The 19204-nt window shown below is 76.8% G+C and carries 18 protein-coding genes and 2 pseudogenes; 13 read left to right on the forward strand and 7 right to left on the reverse strand.

Annotated elements, in window-relative coordinates; all coding sequences use genetic code 11:
- The 5 genes and pseudogenes from COO58_RS19615 to COO58_RS19635 all read right to left on the reverse strand — a co-directional run.
- A partial coding sequence (locus COO58_RS19615) for a pseudouridine synthase (RefSeq protein ID WP_098746661.1) occupies window positions 1-580 on the reverse strand: 580 nt, incomplete at its 3' end.
- A pseudogene (gene scpB / locus COO58_RS31255) lies at window positions 567-1571 on the reverse strand (SMC-Scp complex subunit ScpB). The gene COO58_RS19615 and the pseudogene scpB, both read right to left, overlap by 14 nt.
- Before the next feature lie 315 nt (window positions 1572-1886).
- Window positions 1887-3134, reverse strand: a pseudogene (locus tag COO58_RS19625) (DNA polymerase Y family protein); the annotation flags it as partial.
- Window positions 3131-3874: a hypothetical protein gene (locus COO58_RS19630; protein ID WP_098746664.1), complete on the reverse strand. Its 744-nt coding sequence runs from the start codon at window positions 3872-3874 to the stop codon at window positions 3131-3133. The gene COO58_RS19630 and the pseudogene COO58_RS19625, both read right to left, overlap by 4 nt.
- A 138-nt stretch (window positions 3875-4012) precedes the next feature.
- A complete protein-coding gene (locus COO58_RS19635; protein WP_098746667.1) occupies window positions 4013-4516 on the reverse strand; it encodes an SAV_6107 family HEPN domain-containing protein in 504 nt (167 codons plus the stop codon).
- A 524-nt stretch (window positions 4517-5040) separates the two neighbouring features.
- On the opposite strand from COO58_RS19635, the gene COO58_RS19640 reads away from it, so the two are divergent.
- From COO58_RS19640 to COO58_RS19690, 11 genes are all read left to right on the forward strand, one after another.
- Complete coding sequence (locus COO58_RS19640; protein ID WP_255292720.1) at window positions 5041-6438, forward strand: ferric reductase-like transmembrane domain-containing protein; 1398 nt, start codon at window positions 5041-5043, stop codon at window positions 6436-6438.
- Window positions 6439-6458: 20 nt separating this feature from the next.
- A complete protein-coding gene (locus tag COO58_RS19645) occupies window positions 6459-6881 on the forward strand; it encodes an FMN-binding protein (protein ID WP_218012406.1) in 423 nt (140 codons plus the stop codon).
- The gene (locus tag COO58_RS19650; RefSeq protein WP_098746669.1) at window positions 6878-7732 is read left to right on the forward strand and encodes an FAD:protein FMN transferase; all 855 of its coding nucleotides are present in this window, start codon (window positions 6878-6880) and stop codon (window positions 7730-7732) included. The genes COO58_RS19645 and COO58_RS19650 overlap by 4 nt, the downstream gene beginning before the upstream one ends.
- 41 nt (window positions 7733-7773) lie before the next feature.
- The gene (locus COO58_RS19655) at window positions 7774-8487 is read left to right on the forward strand and encodes a TetR/AcrR family transcriptional regulator (protein WP_176558914.1); all 714 of its coding nucleotides are present in this window, start codon (window positions 7774-7776) and stop codon (window positions 8485-8487) included.
- Between the two features lie 37 nt (window positions 8488-8524).
- Entirely contained in the window at window positions 8525-9115 is a 591-nt protein-coding gene (locus COO58_RS19660) for a DinB family protein (protein WP_098746671.1), read from the forward strand.
- A 65-nt stretch (window positions 9116-9180) separates the two neighbouring features.
- The gene (locus COO58_RS19665; RefSeq protein ID WP_098747304.1) at window positions 9181-9669 is read left to right on the forward strand and encodes a YbaK/EbsC family protein; all 489 of its coding nucleotides are present in this window, start codon (window positions 9181-9183) and stop codon (window positions 9667-9669) included.
- Window positions 9666-10397, forward strand: a complete 732-nt coding sequence (locus tag COO58_RS19670) for a monooxygenase (RefSeq protein ID WP_091573253.1) — start codon at window positions 9666-9668, stop codon at window positions 10395-10397. The genes COO58_RS19665 and COO58_RS19670 overlap by 4 nt, the downstream gene beginning before the upstream one ends.
- The gene (locus tag COO58_RS19675; protein WP_091573252.1) at window positions 10394-10948 is read left to right on the forward strand and encodes a GNAT family N-acetyltransferase; all 555 of its coding nucleotides are present in this window, start codon (window positions 10394-10396) and stop codon (window positions 10946-10948) included. Before COO58_RS19670 ends, COO58_RS19675 begins: the two co-directional genes overlap by 4 nt.
- Window positions 10949-11122: 174 nt before the next feature.
- Window positions 11123-11974: a carotenoid biosynthesis protein gene (locus COO58_RS19680; RefSeq protein ID WP_098746674.1), complete on the forward strand. Its 852-nt coding sequence runs from the start codon at window positions 11123-11125 to the stop codon at window positions 11972-11974.
- Window positions 11971-13098 carry a glycosyltransferase family 2 protein gene (locus COO58_RS19685; protein ID WP_098746676.1) on the forward strand — a complete coding sequence of 376 codons (1128 nt, stop codon included), beginning with the start codon at window positions 11971-11973 and terminating at the stop codon, window positions 13096-13098. Before COO58_RS19680 ends, COO58_RS19685 begins: the two co-directional genes overlap by 4 nt.
- A 12-nt stretch (window positions 13099-13110) precedes the next feature.
- Complete coding sequence (locus COO58_RS19690; RefSeq protein WP_098746678.1) at window positions 13111-14598, forward strand: NAD(P)/FAD-dependent oxidoreductase; 1488 nt, start codon at window positions 13111-13113, stop codon at window positions 14596-14598.
- Window positions 14599-14697: 99 nt separating this feature from the next.
- On the opposite strand, the gene COO58_RS19695 is transcribed toward COO58_RS19690, so the two are convergent.
- The gene (locus tag COO58_RS19695; protein ID WP_098746681.1) at window positions 14698-15387 is read right to left on the reverse strand and encodes a CDP-alcohol phosphatidyltransferase family protein; all 690 of its coding nucleotides are present in this window, start codon (window positions 15385-15387) and stop codon (window positions 14698-14700) included.
- 44 nt (window positions 15388-15431) lie between these two features.
- Window positions 15432-16349 (reverse strand): methylenetetrahydrofolate reductase [NAD(P)H], encoded by a 918-nt coding sequence (gene metF, locus COO58_RS19700; protein ID WP_091573248.1) that lies wholly within the window; start codon window positions 16347-16349, stop codon window positions 15432-15434.
- 224 nt (window positions 16350-16573) lie between these two features.
- Between metF and COO58_RS19705 the strand changes: the two genes are divergently transcribed.
- Window positions 16574-18034, forward strand: coding sequence for a transcriptional regulator (locus COO58_RS19705; protein ID WP_255292721.1), 1461 nt, complete (start codon window positions 16574-16576; stop codon window positions 18032-18034).
- 9 nt (window positions 18035-18043) lie between these two features.
- Window positions 18044-19126: a polyprenyl synthetase family protein gene (locus tag COO58_RS19710; protein WP_098746683.1), complete on the forward strand. Its 1083-nt coding sequence runs from the start codon at window positions 18044-18046 to the stop codon at window positions 19124-19126.
- The last annotated feature ends 78 nt before the right edge of the window (window positions 19127-19204 follow it).

Below are 19204 nucleotides of genomic sequence, written 5' to 3' on the forward strand. Positions count from 1 at the left end.
GGGCGGTTTTGCCCAGCGTGTCGACCACCCTGAACCCGTGGACCTTCACCGGCCCGTCCTCCAGCTCGATGCCGGCGGTCAGCCGCTTGCCCAGGTTGCGCGGGATCGGCCCGGCCACCTCGGCGAGGTAGGTCTTGAGCACCTCGTACGACGGGTGCATGAGCTTGTGGGCGAGGGTGCCGTCGTTGGTGAGCAGGAGCAGGCCCTCGCTGTCGGCGTCCAGTCGGCCGACGTGGTAGACCCGCTGCTCCAGCCGCGCGCCGATGAAGTCGGCGAGCTCGGTGCGGCCCTTCTCGTCGGCCATGGTGGTGACCACTCCGCGCGGCTTGTTCATCGCCACGTAGACCAGCCGGACGTCGGCCTGGAGCCGCTCCCCGTCGACGACGATCACGTCGCGGGTCGGGTCGGCCTTGTCGCCGAGCTGCGCCACCCGCCCGTTCACGGTCACCCGCCGCCGGAAGATCAGGTCCTCGCAGGCGCGCCGGGAACCCACCCCCGCGGCGGCGAGCACCTTCTGCAGGCGCTCGGCGCTCTCGTAGACGGGGGCGTCGGGCTTCGGGGCACGGTCATCGCGTCGCATCGGCAAGCTCTTCTACGTCGTCGGGAAGGAACGGGGCCAGGGGCGGCAGGTCGTCCACCGAGTTGAGCCCCAGCTTCTCCAGGAACATGGTGGTGGTCCGGTAGAGGAACGCACCGCTGTCCGCTTCGGTGCCGCACTCCTCGACCAGGCCGCGACCCACCAGGGTACGGAGCACCCCGTCGCAGTTCACACCCCGGATGGCGGAGATGCGGGAACGGGTCACCGGCTGCCGGTAGGCGACCACGGCGAGAGTTTCCAGCGCGGCCTGGGTCAGCCGGACCGACTGCCCGTCCAGTACGAACCGTTCCACGTAGGTGGCGTATTCCGGCGGGTGTAGAGACGCCAGCCACCCGCGGCCCGGCGCAGCTCGAACCCGTGCCCGGCGGCGGTGTAGCCGGCGGCGATCTCGTCGAGCATCGCGCCGACGCGCTCCGGGGCCTGTTCGAGGACCTCGGCCAGGGTCAGCTCGCTGACCGGCTGGTCGACCACCAGCAGGATGGCCTCCAGGGCGCCGCGCAGCTCCGCGTCGTCGAGCACCGGCGCGGGCGCCGGCTCGGGCGCCGCCGCCGCCGCCCCGCTTCGGGGGTACGCCGTTCGTTCCCGCTTCCCCGCTCCCCTGGTCCGCCGCGTCCCGCTCGGACGTGCCGACGTCCGCCCCGCTTCCGCCAGAGATCTTGGTACGGTCCCGCCCCTCCGGGGGCGCCCCCGTACCAAGATCCGACCCGGTTGCGGCGATCTTGGAAGGAATCGGCCCCTCTGAGGGCCGTTCGCTTCCAAGATCTCTGGGCGGCCCTGCGGCGGAGTCGAGATCGTGGGCGGTCCCGGTTCGTGGCGAGTCAGAAGTGTCCGAGATCTCGGGTTCCGCCTGCTCGGCGGCCGAACTGGAGTCGTCCGGCTCGGGCGCGGCCTGGGGCGCGGACGGCCGCTGCCAGGGAGGGATCCAGGCAGCAGCCTGATCGGCCAGCGAGTCGTGGCGTTCCTCGTCGCTCATCCCTCTAACTCCTGCGTCGGTGCGGGTTCGTCCGCGCGTCGGTCGGCAAGACGGCGTCGGATGCGGCGACGACCGGGGCGCCCGGCGCGGCGGAGCCGGCGGATCCGGCGACATCGCCGTCGGCCAGCGCGGCGGGGGTGGACGTGGTCGTGGATTCGGGGTGCCGGCGTACTCGTCGACGGTCAGCTCGGCCTCCCCTCGGCCGGCCGGTCCAGCGCACCGTCCCCCGACGACGCGACGCCCGACGACGGAAGAGCCGACGACGCGACGCCCGACGACGGAAGAGCCGACGACGCGACGCCCGACGACGGAAGGGTCGGCAGGGGCGGGGGCCGGGCGGGCGGGCGCCCGTTCGTCGCCCCACGGCACCAGACGCACCTGCTCGGCCGGGGAGCGCCCGCCACCGAGGACGGCGGTGACCACCGCCTCGGGGCCGAGGATGCCCTGCACCCGGCTCAGTGCGCGGTGCGCCCGCTCCCGCTCCGCGCCGGTCTCCCCCCACAGCCCGGGTTGCAGGCCGGCCTGGGCGAGCACGCCGTCCGGCACCAGCCGCAACCGGATGATGCCGGCGGTCGGGCGGGCCGGCCGGGCCCCGCCCCGGCCGTTGCTGCCGGAGAGCCAGCCGTCGAGCTGCCACCGGACCCGGTCGGCGATGGCCGCGGCGGTCAGCAGGCCGTCGTGTCGCCAGACCCGGTGCAGTTCCTGGCCGTGCGCGGTGACCGCCTCGATGCCGAGCCGGGTGCAGGCCAGGCCGTAAGCGGCGAGCCGCTCGTGCAGCCGCTCGGCCAGCGTGCGGGCGGCGAACGCGGCGGCGTCGACCCGCTCGATCGGCTCGTCGTGGTCGGCGGTGACGGTCAGGTCGACGGGCGGCTGCCGGACCACGAGCGGCCGGTCGTCCCGGCCGGCGGCGAGCCGGTGCGCCAGCGCCCCGTCGAAGCCGAACCGGGCCAGCACGTCCCCCGCGGGCAGCGCCGCGAAGTCGCCGAGGGTACGGACGCCGAGCCGGCGCAGCAGGTCGGCCAGGGCGGGCCGACCCAGCGCCTCGACCGGCCGGCCGGCCAGGAACTCCGGGGTGCCGCCGGGGGGCAGGATGCGCCCCTCCCGGGCGGCCAGCCCGGCCGCGAAGACCCCGTCGGCGATGCCGACCTGGCTCTCCACCGCACAGCTCTGGGCGACGTGCTCGACGATCCGCTCGGCCGCCGCCTCCTCGCCGCCGAGGTAGCGGCTCGGCCCTCGGGCGGCCGTGACACACGCGCCGGGGCGGATCACCTCGACCCCGGCGACCACCTCCTCGACGGCGGCCACCACCGGTTCGAACGCCCGCGCGTCCCGGCCGGGGTCGTGGTCGACCACGGTGAGCTGCGGGCAGCGCCCCTGGGCCTCCCGCCGGCGCAGCCCGCGCCGGATCCCCTCGGCCCGGGCCCGCTCGGAGCAGGCGACCACCCGGTTGGCGTGCAGCACCACGACCGGGTCGGTGGCCGGCACGCCGTCGACGATCTCGGCGGCGAGGACGGGCCAATCCGGGCACCAGAGCAGCAGGGCCCGCGGCGGGGCGGTGCTCACCGGCCCACCGCGGGGGCCACCACGCGCAGCCGACGGGCCGGGGCGGTGACGGACGGGACGCCGGCCCCGGACGCGCGGGGGATCACCCGGGTCAGCTCGTCGCCGGGCAGCCACACCTTGATCTCCTTGGGCCGGGCGGCCGCTCCCCGGCCGCGGGCCGAGACGGTCACCTCGCGGCGGCGCAGCCGCCCCCGGCCGGGCCCGAGCCCCTGCCAGACCCCACGGACCACCTGGAGCGTCACGTCCGCGCCGTCCCACCGCCCGTACGGCACCAGGACGCTGCCGCGCTGCCGGGCCCGGGCGGCCAACCGGGTGGCGACCGAGGCGGCGACCGTGGTCGGCACGGCGGTGACCACCACGTCGACCCCGTCGATGAGCGCGGCGACGACGGTGGGCCACTCCGGGCCGGGGTGCGGCACCAGCGCGAGCCGGTCCAGGGCGATCCCGGCCTCGGCCGCCGCACCGGCCCCGAAGGTGGGTACGCCGACCACGGCGCACCACGAGCCGGCCCGGGACGCCTCGGCGAGCAGGGCGAGGATCAGCGAGGTGGCGCCGCTGTGCCGGGGCTGGCCGGCGCCGATCGCGACGGTGCTGCCACGACGCAGGCCCCGGTTGGGCAGCAGCCCGGTCAACTCGGCCCGGACGGGGAGCACCCGGTGGCCGCCGGCCGGGTCGGGCGCGCTCGCCGGCCGGACCAGCTCGGCCAGGGCGGCGGAACCGACCACCATGCGGCCCGCCATCGGACCAACCCCCCGTCGTGTTTCGCCACGGGCTCCGCCCGCGGATGGTGCTGTGGATCGTGTGCTGCGCGGCACGCGTGTGCCGTGGGAGCGGCGCCCGGCCGCCCGGGGTCCCGCCGATGGCGGCCGGGCGCCACGTCAGGCGGCGGCCGCCCCGGATCGCGCCGGGGCGTCGGAACCGCCGAGCCGCAGGGGCCGGTGCAGGCCGTCGAGCGTCGGTTGGTGGGCCAGCCCGAGTGCGGTCTCCACCACGGTGACGAACTGCTCGGCGGAACGGAGCAGGTCGTCGGCCTCCCGGCCGGTGACCACGCGGGGGATGCCCGCCTCGGCGGCGGCCCGCTTGCTCGCGCCGGCGGCGAAGTAGGCGGCCCACTCGTCCAGCTCGGGGGCGACGGTGGCGAGCAGCACCCAGACGCTGGTGATCCGGTTGCGCCGGGTGGGCGCGGGGCGGGCCCGGGCGGCGAGCACGGCGGCGGCGGCGCGCAGCGCCGCGAGGTGGGCGGCGGCGTAGCGGAGGCCGTCGGGGCGGGTGCGGGCGGCCTCGGCCAGCCCTTCGCGCGCCACCACGAGCAACTGGGCGGGGGTGCGGTGCGGCAACACGTGCGCGGGCACCGTGGGCGCCTGGGCCGGACTGGTCGGCATGGGTCTCTCCTCCGCGTGTGGCCGGGGCGGGCGGTCGCGCGACGAGGAGCCGTCGCCCGGTCGCCCGGAGCGGTCGGTGCGGAGGAAGACGCACCTCAGGTGGCGGCCGGCCGGGTGTGGACGCTTCCCCACACCCACACCCGGCCGGCGTACCGGCGGGTCCGTCGCCCGCCGCCCGGGGGTCGTGGGCGGCGGGCGACGACCTGCCTGTCGGGCCCGGACTCGCGACTGTCCGAGGCCCGGTGCGGCCCGCGGAGCCGCACCTTCCGGAGGCCGGTGCCGCGAAACACCGTCTCCGGAGCCGTGGAACGAGGTGTCCGACCCGGGGGTCGGAATCGAACACTCGTTCTAACTACCCTGACAGTACACCTCCCCACCGACGAAAACGCAACGTGTGACGCGCCGGGGACACGCCGGCACCCCGTCGGATTCCCAGCCGGGGCACAGCAGCGGCAAAGGAGAACCGGAACTCGCCGGCCCAGGGTTTACCCCATGAGCGTCAGCCGTACCGAGAAGACCCTCCGGTGACCGCCGCCGTGGCCGGCCGGCGGGCCCCGCGCCGCCCGCCGCCGACCGCCCCCGCCTGGTGGGCCGACGTCGCCGGCGCCCTCGCGGCGCTCAGCCTGCTCGTCGTCACCGCCCTCTGGACCGCCGACCGTGGCGTGCAGGAGCTGCTGGCCGGCGCCGCCACCGGGCTCACCTCGCTCGGCCGGCTCGCCGGCCTGGTCAGCGCCGACCTGATGCTGGTCCAGGTGGTGCTGATGGCCCGGGTGCCGCTGCTGGAACGCCGCTTCGGCCAGGACCGGATCGCCCGCTGGCACCGGCTCGCCGGATTCGCCTCGTTCCACCTGCTGCTGACGCACGTGCTGCTGACCGTGCTCGGATACGCCGGCACCGCCCGCCGGGGGGTGCTCGCCGAGACCTGGGACCTCGTCGTCACGTACCCCGGGATGCTGCTGGCCACCGCGGCGCTGGCGCTGCTGGCGCTGGTGGTGGTGACCTCGGTCCGCGCGGCCCGGCGGCGGCTGCGTTACGAGTCCTGGCACCTGCTGCACCTCTACGCCTACCTGGGCGTCGCGCTGGCGCTGCCGCACCAGCTCTGGACCGGCGCCGACTTCCTCGCCTCGCCGCTCGCCCGCGCCTACTGGTGGACGGTCTACCTGCTGGCGCTGGCCAGCGTGCTGATCTGGCGGCTCGGCCTGCCCGCATGGCGCTCGCTGCGCCACCGGATCGAGGTGGCCGCGGTGGTCGCCGAGGCACCCGGGGTCACCTCGGTCTGGCTGCGCGGGCGGGACCTGCACCGGCTGCCGGTACGGGCCGGCCAGTTCCTGCTCTGGCGGTTCCTGGACGGTCCCGGCTGGTCCCGCGCCCACCCGTACTCGCTGTCCGCGCCGCCGCGGGGGGACCTGCTCCGGATCACGGTCAAGGACCTGGGCGACGGCAGCGCCCGGGTGGCCGCCCTGCGCCCCGGCACCCGGGTGCTGGTCGAGGGGCCGTACGGGCGGCTCACCGGACAGCACTGGCGGGGCGGCGGGATCACGCTGCTGGCCTGCGGTGTCGGGCTCACCCCGCTGCTGGCGCTGCTCTGGGAGCTGCCGTACACGCCCGGCGAGGCGGTGCTCGTCCACCGCGCGCGTACCCCGGAGGACCTGGTCTTCTCCGCCGAGCTGGACCGCCTCGTCACCGAACGCGGGCTGGTGGTGCACCACCTGGTCGGGCCCCGGGCGGCGCGGCCGTCCTGGCTGCCGAGGTACGCCGAGGGGCTCTCCGACGCCGAGGCGCTGCGACGGCTCTCCCCCGACGTGGCCGGACACGACGTCTTCCTCTGCGGGCCGGACGGCTGGGTCGACGCCGTCCGGGTCGCGACCCGCGCGGCCGGGGTGCCCGACGCGCACGTCCATCACGAACGCTTCGCCTGGTGACGGGCGCGAAGGGAGGATCCGTGCGACGGATCACCGTCTGGCTGCTGTCCACCGTGGCCGCGCTGGTGCTGCTGTTCAGCTACCGGACCAGCACCATGGGCGCGGGTGGGGAGACCGGCGCGGTCGCCACCGGCGGCGCCACGACCGACAGCGGCGGCGACGGCAGCGGCACGGCCACCGGGTCGGTGGCGCAGACCCGGTGGGGGCCGGTGCAGGTGCGGATCACCGTCTCCGGCGGGAAGATCACCGACGTGGCCGCCGTCCAGGTGCCCGACGGCAACCACCGGGACCAGGAGATCAACGACTACGCGGTGCCGATCCTGCGGCAGGAGGCCCTGGCGGCGCAGAGCGCGCGGATCGACACCGTCTCCGGGGCCACCGTCACCAGCGACGGCTACCGGGAGTCGCTCCAGTCCGCCATCGACGCGGCGCACCTGCGGTGACCACGCCGGCCGGGTCGGACCGGCGCGCCTGGGTGGAGCAGGTGATGGGGCTGCCGGTCAGCGTCCACCTGCGCGGTCCGGCGGTGCGCACCGAGGCGGTGGCGGAGCGGGTGGCCCGGGTCTTCGCCGAGCTGCGCCGGGCCGACGCGGTGTTCAGCACGTACCGGCCGGACAGCGAGCTGGGTCGCCTCGGCGGCGCGCCGCCCGACCCGGCCACCACCACGCACCCGCTGCTGCGCGAGGTGGCCGCGCTCTGCGAGACCGCCCGCGCGCGTACCGGCGGGTGGTTCGACGCCCGTCGCCTGCCGCTGCCCCTCGGCGGCGTGGGCTTCGACCCGTCCGGGCTGGTCAAGGGCTGGGCGGTGGCGCGCGCCGCGCGGCACCTGACCGACCTGGCGGGGCACGACCTGTGCCTCAACGCGGGCGGTGACGTGCTGCTGCGGGCCACGCCGGGCCGGCCGCCCTGGCGGGTCGGCGTCGAGGACCCCGACCGGCCGGACCGGATGCTCGACGTGGTCGAGCGGGCCGACGGCGCGGTGGCCACCTCGGGCACCGCCCGGCGCGGCACGCACATCACCGACCCCCGCGCCGGGCGACCGGCCGGGGCCGTCCGGTCGGTCACCGTGGTCGGCCCCGACCTGCTCTGGGCCGACGTGTACGCGACCGCGGCGGTCGCCCGCGGCCCGGACGCCCCGGACTGGCTGGCCACCCTGGACGGGTACGCCGCGCTGGTGGTGGACGCCGCCGGGCGGGTCCGGACCACGCCGGGCTGGCCCGGTTCCCGTTTCCCGGCCCGGTCCGGCGCGGGCCGGGCCGGGTCCGGAGCGCAGGTGGCCGTATCGTCGGCGTAGCGGGCGGACCGGCGCCGCCCGGCGAGGTGGGAGGGCCATCCGTGCGGGCCGGCGAGGTCGACAAGAAACAGCTGTTCGAGCTGCTCTGGGGCGCGCCTGCCGGCCCTCGGCGAGGCCCCCGCCCCACCCTCTCACCGGCCGCCGTGGCCCGCGCCGGCATCGCCGTCGCCGACGTGGACGGGCTGGACGGGCTCACCATGCAGCGGATCGCCGAGTCGCTCGACGTCACCAAGATGGCGCTCTACCGCTACGTGCCCGGACGGGCCGAGCTGGTCGCGCTGATGCTGGACGCGGCGCTGGGCGAACCCCCGCCGGCGCCGGCCGGGGCCGACTGGCGCGGTCAGCTCGACGACTGGACCCGGCGGCTGGTCGAGCGGTTCCGCCGGCACCCGTGGGCGCAGGCGGCGGCCGTGGGCGCCCGGCTGCCCGGACCGCACGAACTGTCCTGGGTGGAACGGGTCGTCGCCGCGCTCGCCGGGACGGGGCTCACCGCGACCGAGCGGCTGGACGTGGCGACGCTGCTGGTCGGGCACGCCCGCAACCTGGCCGGCCTGCCGCCCGGGTCCGGCCGGGAGGCGGCGTTCGGCGCGCTGGTGCGGGGCCGCGAGGATCGCTACCCGGCGCTGGACGCCGCACTGCGCCCCGGCCCGCACGGCCCGGCCGACCACGACACCCTCGACTTCGGCCTGGCCCGCATCCTCGACGGCATCGCCGCGTTCATCGCCGCCCGCGCCACCGGCGGCGACCCGCCGTGACCCCACCGGCTCGTCCGGGGGCGGCAGACTGACGCGCATGGCTGACAAGGACGACCCGAAGACGGCGCTGCGCCACTACCTCCAGGCGTGCCGCGACGACCTGATCTGGAAGCTCGACGGGTTGGGCGAACGCGACGCCCGGCTGCCCCGTACCCCGACCGGCACCAGCCTGCTGGGCATCATCAAGCACTGCCTCAACGTCGAGGCCGGCTACTTCGGGCCCACCTTCGGTCGCGAGTTCCCGACGCCCGAGGAACTGGTCTCCCTGGCCGCGCAGGAGGAGGACCCCCAGGCGGACTGGTACGCCCGGGAGGACGAGACGAAGGACGGGCTGATCGACCTCTACCGGCGCGTCGGGGCCTTCGCCGACGAGACGATCGCCGAGCTGCCGCTCGACGCCCCGGGACGGGTGCCGTGGTGGGGGCCGGACGCCCCGGACGTGACCCTGCACGAGATCGTCGTGCGCGTGGTCTACGACCTCGCCCGCCACGCGGGGCAGGCCGACATCCTGCGCGAACAGCACGACGGGGCGATCGGTTGGCAGCAGGGGAACACCAGCCTCCCCCGGGACCACGACTGGCCCGCGTACGTCGCCAAGCTGACCGGGCTCGCCGACCGGTTCCGGTAGCCGGGCCGGCGGGACGCGGCGTGGGTGGCTGCGCGCCGGGCGGGCGCGGCGGGGAGAATGGCGGCATGCAGCCACACCCGAACGTGCAGGCGGTGCAGCGGGCGCTCGACGACGCGGGGGCGCGGGACGGCTCCGGCGGCCCGAGCCGCATCCGCCTGCTGCCGGAGGCGGTGCACACCGCCGCCGCGGCGGCCGACGCGCTCGGCGTCGCCGTCGGCGCCATCGCCAACTCGCTGATCTTCGACGCGGACGACGCGCCGCTGCTGGTGCTCACCTCCGGCGCGCACCGGGTCGACACCGCCGGGCTGGCCGCCACGCTGGGCGTGACCCACCTGCGCCGGGCCAGCCCCGACTTCGTCCGGCGGCACACCGGCCAGGTGATCGGCGGGGTCGCCCCGGTCGGCCACCCCGGACCGTTGCGCACCCTGGTCGACACGGCCCTGGCCGGATACGACGAGGTGTGGGCGGCCGGCGGCGTGCCCCAGGCGGTGTTCCCCACCACGTACGCGGAACTGCTGCGGATCACCGCCGGCACCCCGGCCGAGGTGGCGTGAACCCCGACCTCGTCACGCTGCACGTGTGGCGCGTCCCCCGCCGGTCCGTGCCCGGGGCGCTGGCCCGGATGGCCACCCACCCGGCCCGGTTGCGCCGGCTGCCCGGCGTCCGCTTCGCCAAGCTGCTCGGCACCGGGACCGGCACCGGCTTCGGGCCGGGCGACGCCGACCTGACCCGCTGGGCCGCGCTGGTGGTGTGGGACTCCCCCGCCGACGCGGCAGGCTTCGACTCCTCCCCGGTCGCCCGGTCCTGGGCCCGGATCGCGGGCGCCGCGGTGCGGGTGGAGCTGCGCCCGCTGACCAGCCGGGGCCAGTGGTCCGGCCGGGAGCCGTTCGGCGCGCCGGCCGGCGGCCGGGTCACCGGGCCGGTGCTGGCGCTGACCCGGGCCCGGCTGCGGGCCCGGCGGGCGGCCACGTTCTGGCGGGCGATCCCGCCGGTCGCCGGCGCGCTGCACGCCGCGCCGGGGCTGCTCGCCCGGTTCGGCGTGGGCGAGGCGCCGCTGGGCTGGCAGGGCACGGTGAGCGTGTGGCGCGACCCGGCGGACCTGGTCGCGTTCGCGTACCGTTCCCCCGAGCACCGCGCCGCGATCACCCGCACCCCCACCGAGGGCTGGTACGCGGAGGAACTGTTCGCGCGGTTCGCGGTGGGCGACGTGGTCGGCGACCGTGGGGTGCTCGGCTGGGTCGCTGCCGAGGGCGACCCCGACTCGGCGAGAGGGAACGCATGAGGCTGGTGCGGTGGACGCCGGACGACCTGGTCCGGCGTCTGGACGACGTGGTGGCCGTCTACGGCGAGGCGATGGGCTACCGTCCCGACCTGCTGGAGGCCCGGCGCGGCTACATCGCCACCCACGTCCGCCGGCCCGGCTTCCGCGCCGTCGCCAGCCTGACCACCGAGGGACACCTGGCCGGCTTCGGGTACGGCTACCTCGGCGCCAGCGGCCAGTGGTGGCACGACCAGGTGCTGCGGGCGTTGACCCCGCCGGCCCGGCAGCGCTGGCTGACCCATCCGTTCGAGGTGGTCGAGCTGCACGTCCGTCCACCCGCGCAGGGGCACGGCTTGGGCGCCCGCCAGCTGCGCGCGCTGCTCGCCATGGCCGAGGGCGACACCACGCTCCTCTCCACCCCCGAGGCCGACGAGCAGACGTCCCGGGCCTGGCGGCTCTACCGCCGGTTCGGCTTCACCGACGTCCTGCGGCACTTTCACTTCCCCGGTGACGAGCGGCCGTTCGGCGTGCTCGGCCGGGACCTGCCACTCCCCCCGCCGGACCGGCCATGAGCGCGAGGAGTGAGCCGGGCCTGCGAGCCCCGCAATCGCGAACGAAGGCGGCACGGTGAGCGCGAGGAGTGAGCCGGGCCTGCGAGCCCCGCAATCGCGAACGAAGGCGGCACGGTGAGCGCGAGGAGTGAGCCGGGCCTGCGAGCCCCGCAGTCGCGAACGAAAGGCGGCACGGTGAGAGGCGTGCGGCTGCCCTGGGCGCTGCTGGCCGTCCTGGTCCTCGCCCAGATCTGCTACCCGCTCACCGGCGGCGCGACCCGGGCCGGGCTGACCGTGGCCACCGTGGTGCTCGGCTGGCTGCTCTCCGTCGGCCACGCGCTGCTCACCCGGGGCGTCCGGGCCGCGGCCGCGCTGGTCGCCGTCGCCACCGGCGGCGGGTTCGCCGTCGAGGCGCTCGGCGTGGCCACCGGGTTCCCGTTCGGCAGCTACGACTACTCCGGCGAGCTGGGCCCGAAGCTGGCCGGCGTGCCGCTGATCATCCCGCTGGCCTGGACCTGGATGGCCTGGCCGGCGTGGCTCACCGCGGTCCGGCTCACCCAGGCGTTAAAAGGGGGCCCTTCCTCTACCGGAGGCGTTAAGAAGGGGCCCTTCCTTGCACGGGTCGCGCTCGCGGCGGTGGGGCTGGCCGCGTGGGATCTGTTCCTCGACCCGCAGATGGTGGCCGAGGGCTACTGGACCTGGCTCGACGCCACCCCGGCGCTGCCCGGGCTGCCCGGCATCCCGGTCAGCAACTACCTCGGCTGGCTGGGCTTCGCGGTCCTGTTGGCCGCCGCGCTGCGCCCGCTCGCCGGGCCGTCCGTCGACCGGGTCGACGGCCGGGACGCCCCGATGTTCGCGCTCTACCTCTGGACGTACGCCTCCAGCGTGCTGGCGCACGCGGTCTTCCTCCGGCTGCCCGCGTCCGCGCTCTGGGGCGCGGCCGGCATGGCGGTGGCCGCGGTGCCGCTGGCGGTGGCGCTGTGGCGGGGCCGCCGGGACCGGGTCGCCGCGCCGGATCCCACGCCGCGCGTCGACGCGCCGGCATGACCGCCGCCCTCGCGTTGGTGGTGGCGGTCGCCGCGCTCACCGGGCACACGCTCGTCAACGCGCTCGCCTGGCTGCGTCGCCCGGGCGCCGCCCCGGTGGAGGTCGCCGAGGCGGTGGCGGTGCTGCTGCCGCTGCGCGACGAGGCCGACCGGGTCACCCCGTGCCTGCACGCGCTGCTCGCCCAGCGCGGGGTGCCGGGGCTGCGGATCGTGGTGCTCGACGACGGCTCGACCGACGGCACCGCCGACGTGGTCCGCGCGGTGGCCGGCGCCGATCCCCGAGTGACGCTGCTCAGCGGCGTCGCCCCACCGCCCGGCTGGCTGGGCAAGCCGCATGCCTGCTGGCAGCTCGCCACCCGGGCCGACCCGGAACCGACGGTGCTGGCGTTCGTCGACGCCGACGTGGTGCTCACCCCGTACGCGGTCGCGGCGGCGGTGGCCGAGCTGCGCGCGGCGGGCGCGACGCTGCTGTCGCCGTACCCCCGGATCGTGGTGCGGACCGCGGCCGACCGGCTGGTGCAGCCGCTGTTGCAGTGGTTGTGGCTGACGTTCCTGCCGCTGCGCGCGATGGAACGCTCGCGGCGGCCCTCGCTGGCCGCCGCGGGCGGGCAGTTCCTGGTCGTGGACCGGGCCGGCTACCTGCGGGCCGGCGGGCACGCGGCGGTGGCCGACAAGGTGTTGGAGGACATCGAGCTGGCCCGGGCGGTGAAGCGGGCCGGCGGCCGGATCGCGCTGGCCGACGGCTCCCGGCTGGCCTCCTGCCGGATGTACGACGACTGGCCGCAGCTGCGCGACGGCTACACCAAGTCGCTCTGGGCGTCGTTCGGCCACCCGGCCGGCGCGGCCGCCGTGCTGATCCTGCTGCTCCTGCTCTACACGGCGCCGCCGCTGCTGGCCGTGTCGGCGCTGGTGGCCGGCGCGCCGGCGGTGGCCGCGGTGGCGTTCCTGGCCTACCTGGGCGGCGTCGCGGGGCGCGTGGTCAGCGCCCGCGCCACCGGCGGCCGGGCCTGGCCCGACGCGCTGGCGCACCCCGTGTCGGTCGTGGTCCTCGGTTGGCTGACCGTCCGGTCGTACCATCTGCGGAAGCGACGCCGGCTCACCTGGCGGGGTCGCCCGGTCACCTAGGAGGGGCACGTCATGGCGCGCATCGTGGTCATCGGCGCCGGCGTGGGCGGCCTCGCCGCCGCCGCCCGGCTCGCGGTCACCGGGCACGAGGTCACCGTCCTCGAACGGGCCGGCACGGTCGGCGGCAAACTCGGCCGCTACACCCACCGCACCCCGGAGGGGGCGTGGCGCTTCGACACCGGGCCGAGCCTGGTCACCCTGCCGCAGGTCTTCTCCGACCTGTTCGAGGCGACCGGCGCGAAGCTCGACGAATACCTCGATCTGGTCCCGCTGGACCCGATCGTGCGGCACGTCTTCCCGGGCGGCGGTCCCACGCTGGACTCCTGCGCCGACCCGGACGAGTTCGCCGCCCGCGTCGGCGCCGCGTTCGGCGACCGGTCCGCCGCCGACTGGCAGCGGCTGTGGCGCCGGGCCGACCGGGTGTGGGCGGCCTCGCACCGGGACATCCTGCGCCGCACCGTCGACTCCCCGCGCGACCTGGCCGCGCTGGCCTGGCGGCTGGGCGACCTTGCCGCCATCGGCCCCGGCCGCACGCTGCGCGGCCTGGGCCGCCGGTACCTGTCCGACCCGCGACTGCGGATGCTGCTCGACCGCTACGCCACCTACACCGGCGCCGACCCGCGCCGCGCGCCCGCCGCGCTGGTCGCCGTCCCCTACGCGGAGCTGGCGTACGGCGGCTGGTACCTGCGCGGCGGGCTGGGCACGCTCGCCGACGCGCTGCTGTCGCGTTGCCTGGACCTGGGCGTGGTGGTGCGCACCGACGCCGCGGTCACCCGGATCGACGCCGCCGGCGGCCGGGTGCACGGGGTACGCGTCGCCGGGTCGGCCGCCCCCGTTCCGGCCGACGTGGTGGTGGCCAACGTGGACGCGCTCACCGTCTACCGGGACCTGCTGCCCGACCCGCGCCGGCTGGCCGCACTCACCGACCGCAGCCTGGCCGGCTTCGTGCTGCTGCTCGGCGTCCGCGGCGACTCCGGGCTGGCCCACCACACCGTCTTCTTCCCCGGCGACTACGACGCCGAGTTCGACGCCGTCTTCGGCGACCCCGGTCGCGGGGTGCGGGCCCGCCCGGCGCCCGACCCGACCGTCTTCGTCACCGCCGCCGACGACCCGACGGTCCGGCCGGACGGCCACGAGGCGTGGTTCGTGCTGGTCAACGCGCCCCGGCACGGCACCGCCGCCGGGGCGGTGGACTGGCGGCGGCCCGGGCTGGCCGAGGCGTACGCGGACCGGATCCTCGACGTGCTCGCCGAACGCGGCGTGGACGTGCGGGACCGGCTGGTGTTCCGGGAGATCCGCACCCCGGCCGACCTGGACGCGGCCACCGGCGCGCCGGGCGGGGCGATCTACGGCACCGCGGGCGGCCTGCTGCGCCCGGCCAACCGGGGTCCGGCGGCCGGGCTGTGGCTGGTCGGCGGCTCCAGCCACCCGGGGGGCGGGCTGCCCATGGTGACGTTGTCCGCGGAGATCGTCGCCGACGCGGTCGGGCCGGCCTGGTGAGGGTGTAAGGAAGGGCCCCTTCTTAACGCCTCGGGTAGAGGAGGGGCCCCCTGTTAACACCCACCCCAGGCGACGCGCCCACTGGGCCCGCGCGGGCGGTCAGCCGGCGTCGACCAGGGCGCGACGCACGGCGGCGAGCAACTGGCCGAGGCCGAACCCGGCGAGCAGCACCCACACCGTGGTCGCCATGGTGATGGTGCCGGCGGTCAGGTCGGCGTCGATCAGCCCGGTGAGCCCGGCGACCAGCAGGCCGACCAGGGCCACACACACCCGCGTGGGCCGCTCCCCCACGGTCACCGCGCCGATCTCCCGCATCCCGGCGGACACGGCCCGGGCCCGCACGTACTCGTGCAGCCAGGACAGTCCGCCGGCCGCCGCGACCAGCGCGCCGGGCGCGCCGAGCAGCCAGAACGCGATCAGCCAGGCCACCTCGCCGAGGCGGTCGGCGACCGAGTCGTAGACGTAGCCCAGCCGGGTGGTCCGGTTGGTGGCCACCGCCACCGCGCCGTCGACGCTGTCCGCCACCGCGGCGAGCAGCACGAACAGCGAACCCAGGAACGGTCCGTCGCCGACCCGGCCCACCAGCAGGGGTACGCAGAAGCAGAGCAGCACGCCGAACACGGTCACCGCGGTCGGGCCGACCCGCAGCCGGCCCAGCACGTAGCCCACGTGGTAGGCGAAGCGCAGCCAGGCGCGCACCACCGGCGCCGCGGTCCGGGGATCGAACCCGCCGTGCAGCCGCGCCCACGCGGTCGCGTACTGGTCCCAGTTCAGCTGTGTGCCCACCACGGATCAACCGTAGAAGGGCGGCTCGGGTGTCGTCCGGCGGGTGGTCACACCCGGGCGTCGGCACGCAGCCGCTGCCAGACCTCGCGGGTGGCGGTCGACCGGTTGAGGGTGATGAAGTGGATCCCCGGCACGCCCTCGTCCAGCAGCCGGGCGCACATCTCGCCGGCCTGCTCGACGCCGAGCCGGTGGACCGCCGCGGGGTCGTCGGCCACCCGCTCGAACCGTTCGGCCAGCGCCCGGGGGAACGGCGCCCCGGAGAGCTGCACCGACCGCTCGATGGTGCCGATCTGGGTCACCGGCATCACGCCGGCGAGGATCGGGGTGTCGCAGCCGGCGGCGGCGACCCGGTCGCGCAGCCGCAGGTAGTCGTCGGCGTCGAAGAACATCTGGGTGACGGCGAACTCGGCGCCGGCCCGGCACTTGCGGACGAAGTGCGCGGTGTCGCTGGCCACGTCCGGCGAGCGCGGGTGCTTGTACGGGAAGGCGGCCACCCCGACGCTGAAGTCGCCGCTGTCGCGGACCAGCCGGACCAGGTCCTCGGCGTAGTGGACGCCCTCGGGGTGCGGGACCCACTCGCCACCCGGGTCGCCGGGCGGGTCGCCCCGGACGGCCAGCACGTTGCGCACCCCGACCGAGGCCAGCCGCCCGATGACGTGTCGCAGCTCGGCGACCGAGTGGTTGACCGCGGTGAGGTGCGCCATCGGCAGCAGCGTGGTCTCGGTGGCGATCCGCTCGGTCACCGCGACCGTGGTGTCCCGGGTCGAGCCGCCCGCGCCGTAGGTGATCGAGACGAACGACGGGCGCAACGACTCCAGCTCGCGGATGGCCTGCCAGAGCAGCTTCTCGCCGGCCGGCGTCTTCGGCGGGAAGAACTCGAAGGAGAAGGTCGGCCGGCCGTCACGGATCAGCTCCCCGATCGCCGGCTGGGAGTTGGGGAGGACCGAGGGAAGACCGAGCGCCACGGACCGACTCTAGCCGGACCGGGCGGGCGCGCCGAGGATGTTCCCAGCCCGCGAGCAGGCACCGCCGGAGCGTCGTACCCCGGGGGTAGAAACGACGGCAGCGCGGTGGGGCGGCCGGTGGCCGGCCCGGGGGCCCGCGTCGGGGGTCGCCACGACGGTGACGCGCCGGTCCGGCACGACCGGTGTCGGTGTCGCCGTCCCGCGCCGTCGCCCCGGAGGACCCGATGATCCCGTCTTCGCCGTCCGGCCCCCGCCTGCTCGGGCCGCTCCTGGTCGAGCTGCGCTCCGCCCGCGGCTGGAGTCAGCAGCGGGTCGCCGCCGAGCTCTGCGCCGCCTCCGGCGTGCCCACCCTGACCCGCCACGAGGTGTCCCGGTGGGAACGCCAGGTCCGCCTTCCCGGTGACTTCTGGTCCGCGTGGCTGGCCACCGTCCTCGGGGTGCCCGGCGAGCTGATCGCCGAGGCCGCCGCGCGCAGCCGCCGCCTCGGCGTGGCGTCGGCGGCGGTCGACCCGGCCGGGTCGCGTGCCCGGTTCGCGTTGCTCACCCTGGCGCACCGCTGGGCCGCCGACCCGACCGGCGGCACGTCTGCCGGGTCGCTCGGCGACGCGCTGCTCCGCGCCGACCCGGTGGTCGGCGTCTCCCCGACCGCGCCCGAGGGTCCGGACGCGCCGCCGGGCGGCGCCCGTCCCCGCGCCGCGCCGGACGCCCCACCGGACGGGGTCGGGCTGGCCGCGCTGCGGCGCTGGGACGACCTGCTCGGCGGGGGTGACCTCGCCGTGCTCGGCGCCCGCCGGCTGCGCCGCGCCGCACGTGGCTACCGGCTCGCCGGGCCCGCCGGCCGGCGCCGGCTGCTGCCGGTCCTGGCCGAGTCGGCCCAGCTGGCCGGATGGCTGGCCGCCGACGCCGGTGACCCGGCCGCGGGTCTGGTGGCCTACCGGCTGGCGCTGCGCGCCGCCCTGGCCGCCGGGGACCGGCCGCTCGCCGCGTACGTGCTCGGGTCCGCCAGCCACCTGCTGGCCGACGCCGGCGATCCGGCCGGCGCGCTCACGTTGGCCCGGATCGGGTACGCCGCCGGCCGCGCCACCGCCTCAGCGGGCCTGCGGGCACTGCTGCTGCACCGGGTCGCGCTCGCGGCGGCGCTCGCCGGCCGGCACCGCGCCGCCGACCGGGCGCTCGCCGGCGCGGCCGGGGCCGGTACGCCGGAGCCGGGGCGGGAACCGCCCTGGCTCTACTGGCTCGACGAGGCCGAGTTGGCGGCGATGACCGGGCGGACCCTGGTCGCGGCGGGCCGTCCGGCGCGCGCCGTCCCGTTGCTGGCCCGGGCGGCGACGGTCCCGGGCCGACCGCGCCGGGCCGCCGTCTACGGCAGCTGGCTGGCCCGGGCGCACCTGCGACTCGGTGAGGTGCCCGAGGCGTGCGAGGTGGCCTCGGCGGCTCTGCTCGACGCCGTCCGCTCCGGCTCGCACCGGGCCGTCGGCCAGCTCACCGAGTTCCGCCGCGCCCTGGCCGCCCGCCCGTCCGAACCGGCCGCCCGGCGCTACGCGGGGCTGACCGCGTCCGCCCGTCCCTACCTCCCCGGGCCGGCCCCCGGCTGGTCCGGGGAGGCGCGGGCGCGACGGGCGCACCCGACGCGTCGCGCGGCACGCCGGGGTGGGGGCGCGCCACGACGGGTCGGGAGCGACTAGCGTCGGGGCGTGACCCACGCTGCTCCCGTCTCCCCGGTCGACCGTGCCGGCCTGCGCCAGCGGATCGACAAGGCGCTCACCGAGTTCCTCTCCGGCCAGCGTGGCTGGCTGACCGCCGTCGACGACGGCCTGCTGCCGGTCGCCGAGGCGATCGAGGCGTTCGTGCTGGGCGGCGGGAAGCGACTGCGCCCGGCCTTCGGCTACTGGGGCTATCGGGGCGCCGGCGGGGTCGACTCCGACCAGATCGTGGCCGCCCTGGCCGCGCTGGAGTTCGTGCAGGCCAGCGCCCTGATCCACGATGATCTGATGGACCGTTCCGACACCCGCCGGGGTGAGCCGGCGGTGCACCGGCGGTTCGCCGCGCGCCACCGGGCGGCCGGCTGGGGCGGCGACGCCGACTCGTTCGGCGACGCCGCGGCGATCCTGCTGGGCGACCTCTGCCTGGTCTGGTCCGACGAGCTGCTGCACTCGGCCGGCCTGGCGCCGACGACGGTGGCGCGGGCCCGGCCGGTCTTCGACGAGATGCGCACCGAGGTGACCGTCGGGCAGTACCTGGACGTGCTGACCCAGGCCACCGGCGACACGTCGCTGGAACGGGCCGGCAAGGTGGCCCGGTACAAGTCGGCGAAGTACACGGTCGAGCGCCCGTTGCTGCTGGGCGCCGCGCTGGCCGGCGCGCCGGCCGAGGTGCACGCTGCCTACTCGGCGTACGGGCTGCCGCTGGGCGAGGCGTTCCAGCTCCGCGACGACGTGCTGGGTGTCTTCGGCGACCCGGAGCGCACCGGCAAGCCGGCCGGCGACGACCTGCGTGAGGGCAAGCGCACCTATCTGGTGGCGGCGGCGCTGGAGACGCTCGACCCGACCGGCCGGGAGCTGCTCCTGAGCGGTCTGGGCGCGCCGGATCTGGACGCCGCCGGGGTGGCCCGGCTGCGCGAGCTGATCACGTCGAGCGGCGCGCTGGCGCGCGCCGAGCGCCGGATCGCCGGCCTGACCGAGGGCGCCCTGGCCGCGCTCACCACCGTCGACCTCGACACCGAGGCCCGCCAGGCCCTGGTCGACCTGGCCATGGCCGCCACCCGCCGCACCGACTGACCCCACCCCCGCCCCGTCGATCATGAAGTTGACGGCGGAGTTGATCTCCGATCGTGCCGCCAACCTCATGATCGACGG

Origin of the sequence: Micromonospora sp. WMMA1996 (assembly GCF_002573675.1) — a bacterium.
In the GTDB taxonomy this organism is placed as follows: Bacteria; Actinomycetota; Actinomycetes; order Mycobacteriales; family Micromonosporaceae; genus Micromonospora; species Micromonospora sediminicola.

What these genes read in the sequence shown, in the direction of transcription:
- COO58_RS19630 (WP_098746664.1), bottom strand. Translation starts at nt 3,874, where the DNA reads ATGGCGGGCCGCATGGTGGTCGGTTCCGCCGCCCTGGCCGAGCTGGTC.
- COO58_RS19635 (WP_098746667.1), bottom strand. Translation starts at nt 4,516, where the DNA reads ATGCCGACCAGTCCGGCCCAGGCGCCCACGGTGCCCGCGCACGTGTTG.
- COO58_RS19660 (WP_098746671.1), top strand. Translation starts at nt 8,525, where the DNA reads ATGGCTGACAAGGACGACCCGAAGACGGCGCTGCGCCACTACCTCCAG.
- COO58_RS19665 (WP_098747304.1), top strand. Translation starts at nt 9,181, where the DNA reads ATGCAGCCACACCCGAACGTGCAGGCGGTGCAGCGGGCGCTCGACGAC.
- COO58_RS19675 (WP_091573252.1), top strand. Translation starts at nt 10,394, where the DNA reads ATGAGGCTGGTGCGGTGGACGCCGGACGACCTGGTCCGGCGTCTGGAC.
- COO58_RS19685 (WP_098746676.1), top strand. Translation starts at nt 11,971, where the DNA reads ATGACCGCCGCCCTCGCGTTGGTGGTGGCGGTCGCCGCGCTCACCGGG.
- COO58_RS19690 (WP_098746678.1), top strand. Translation starts at nt 13,111, where the DNA reads ATGGCGCGCATCGTGGTCATCGGCGCCGGCGTGGGCGGCCTCGCCGCC.
- COO58_RS19705 (WP_255292721.1), top strand. Translation starts at nt 16,574, where the DNA reads ATGATCCCGTCTTCGCCGTCCGGCCCCCGCCTGCTCGGGCCGCTCCTG.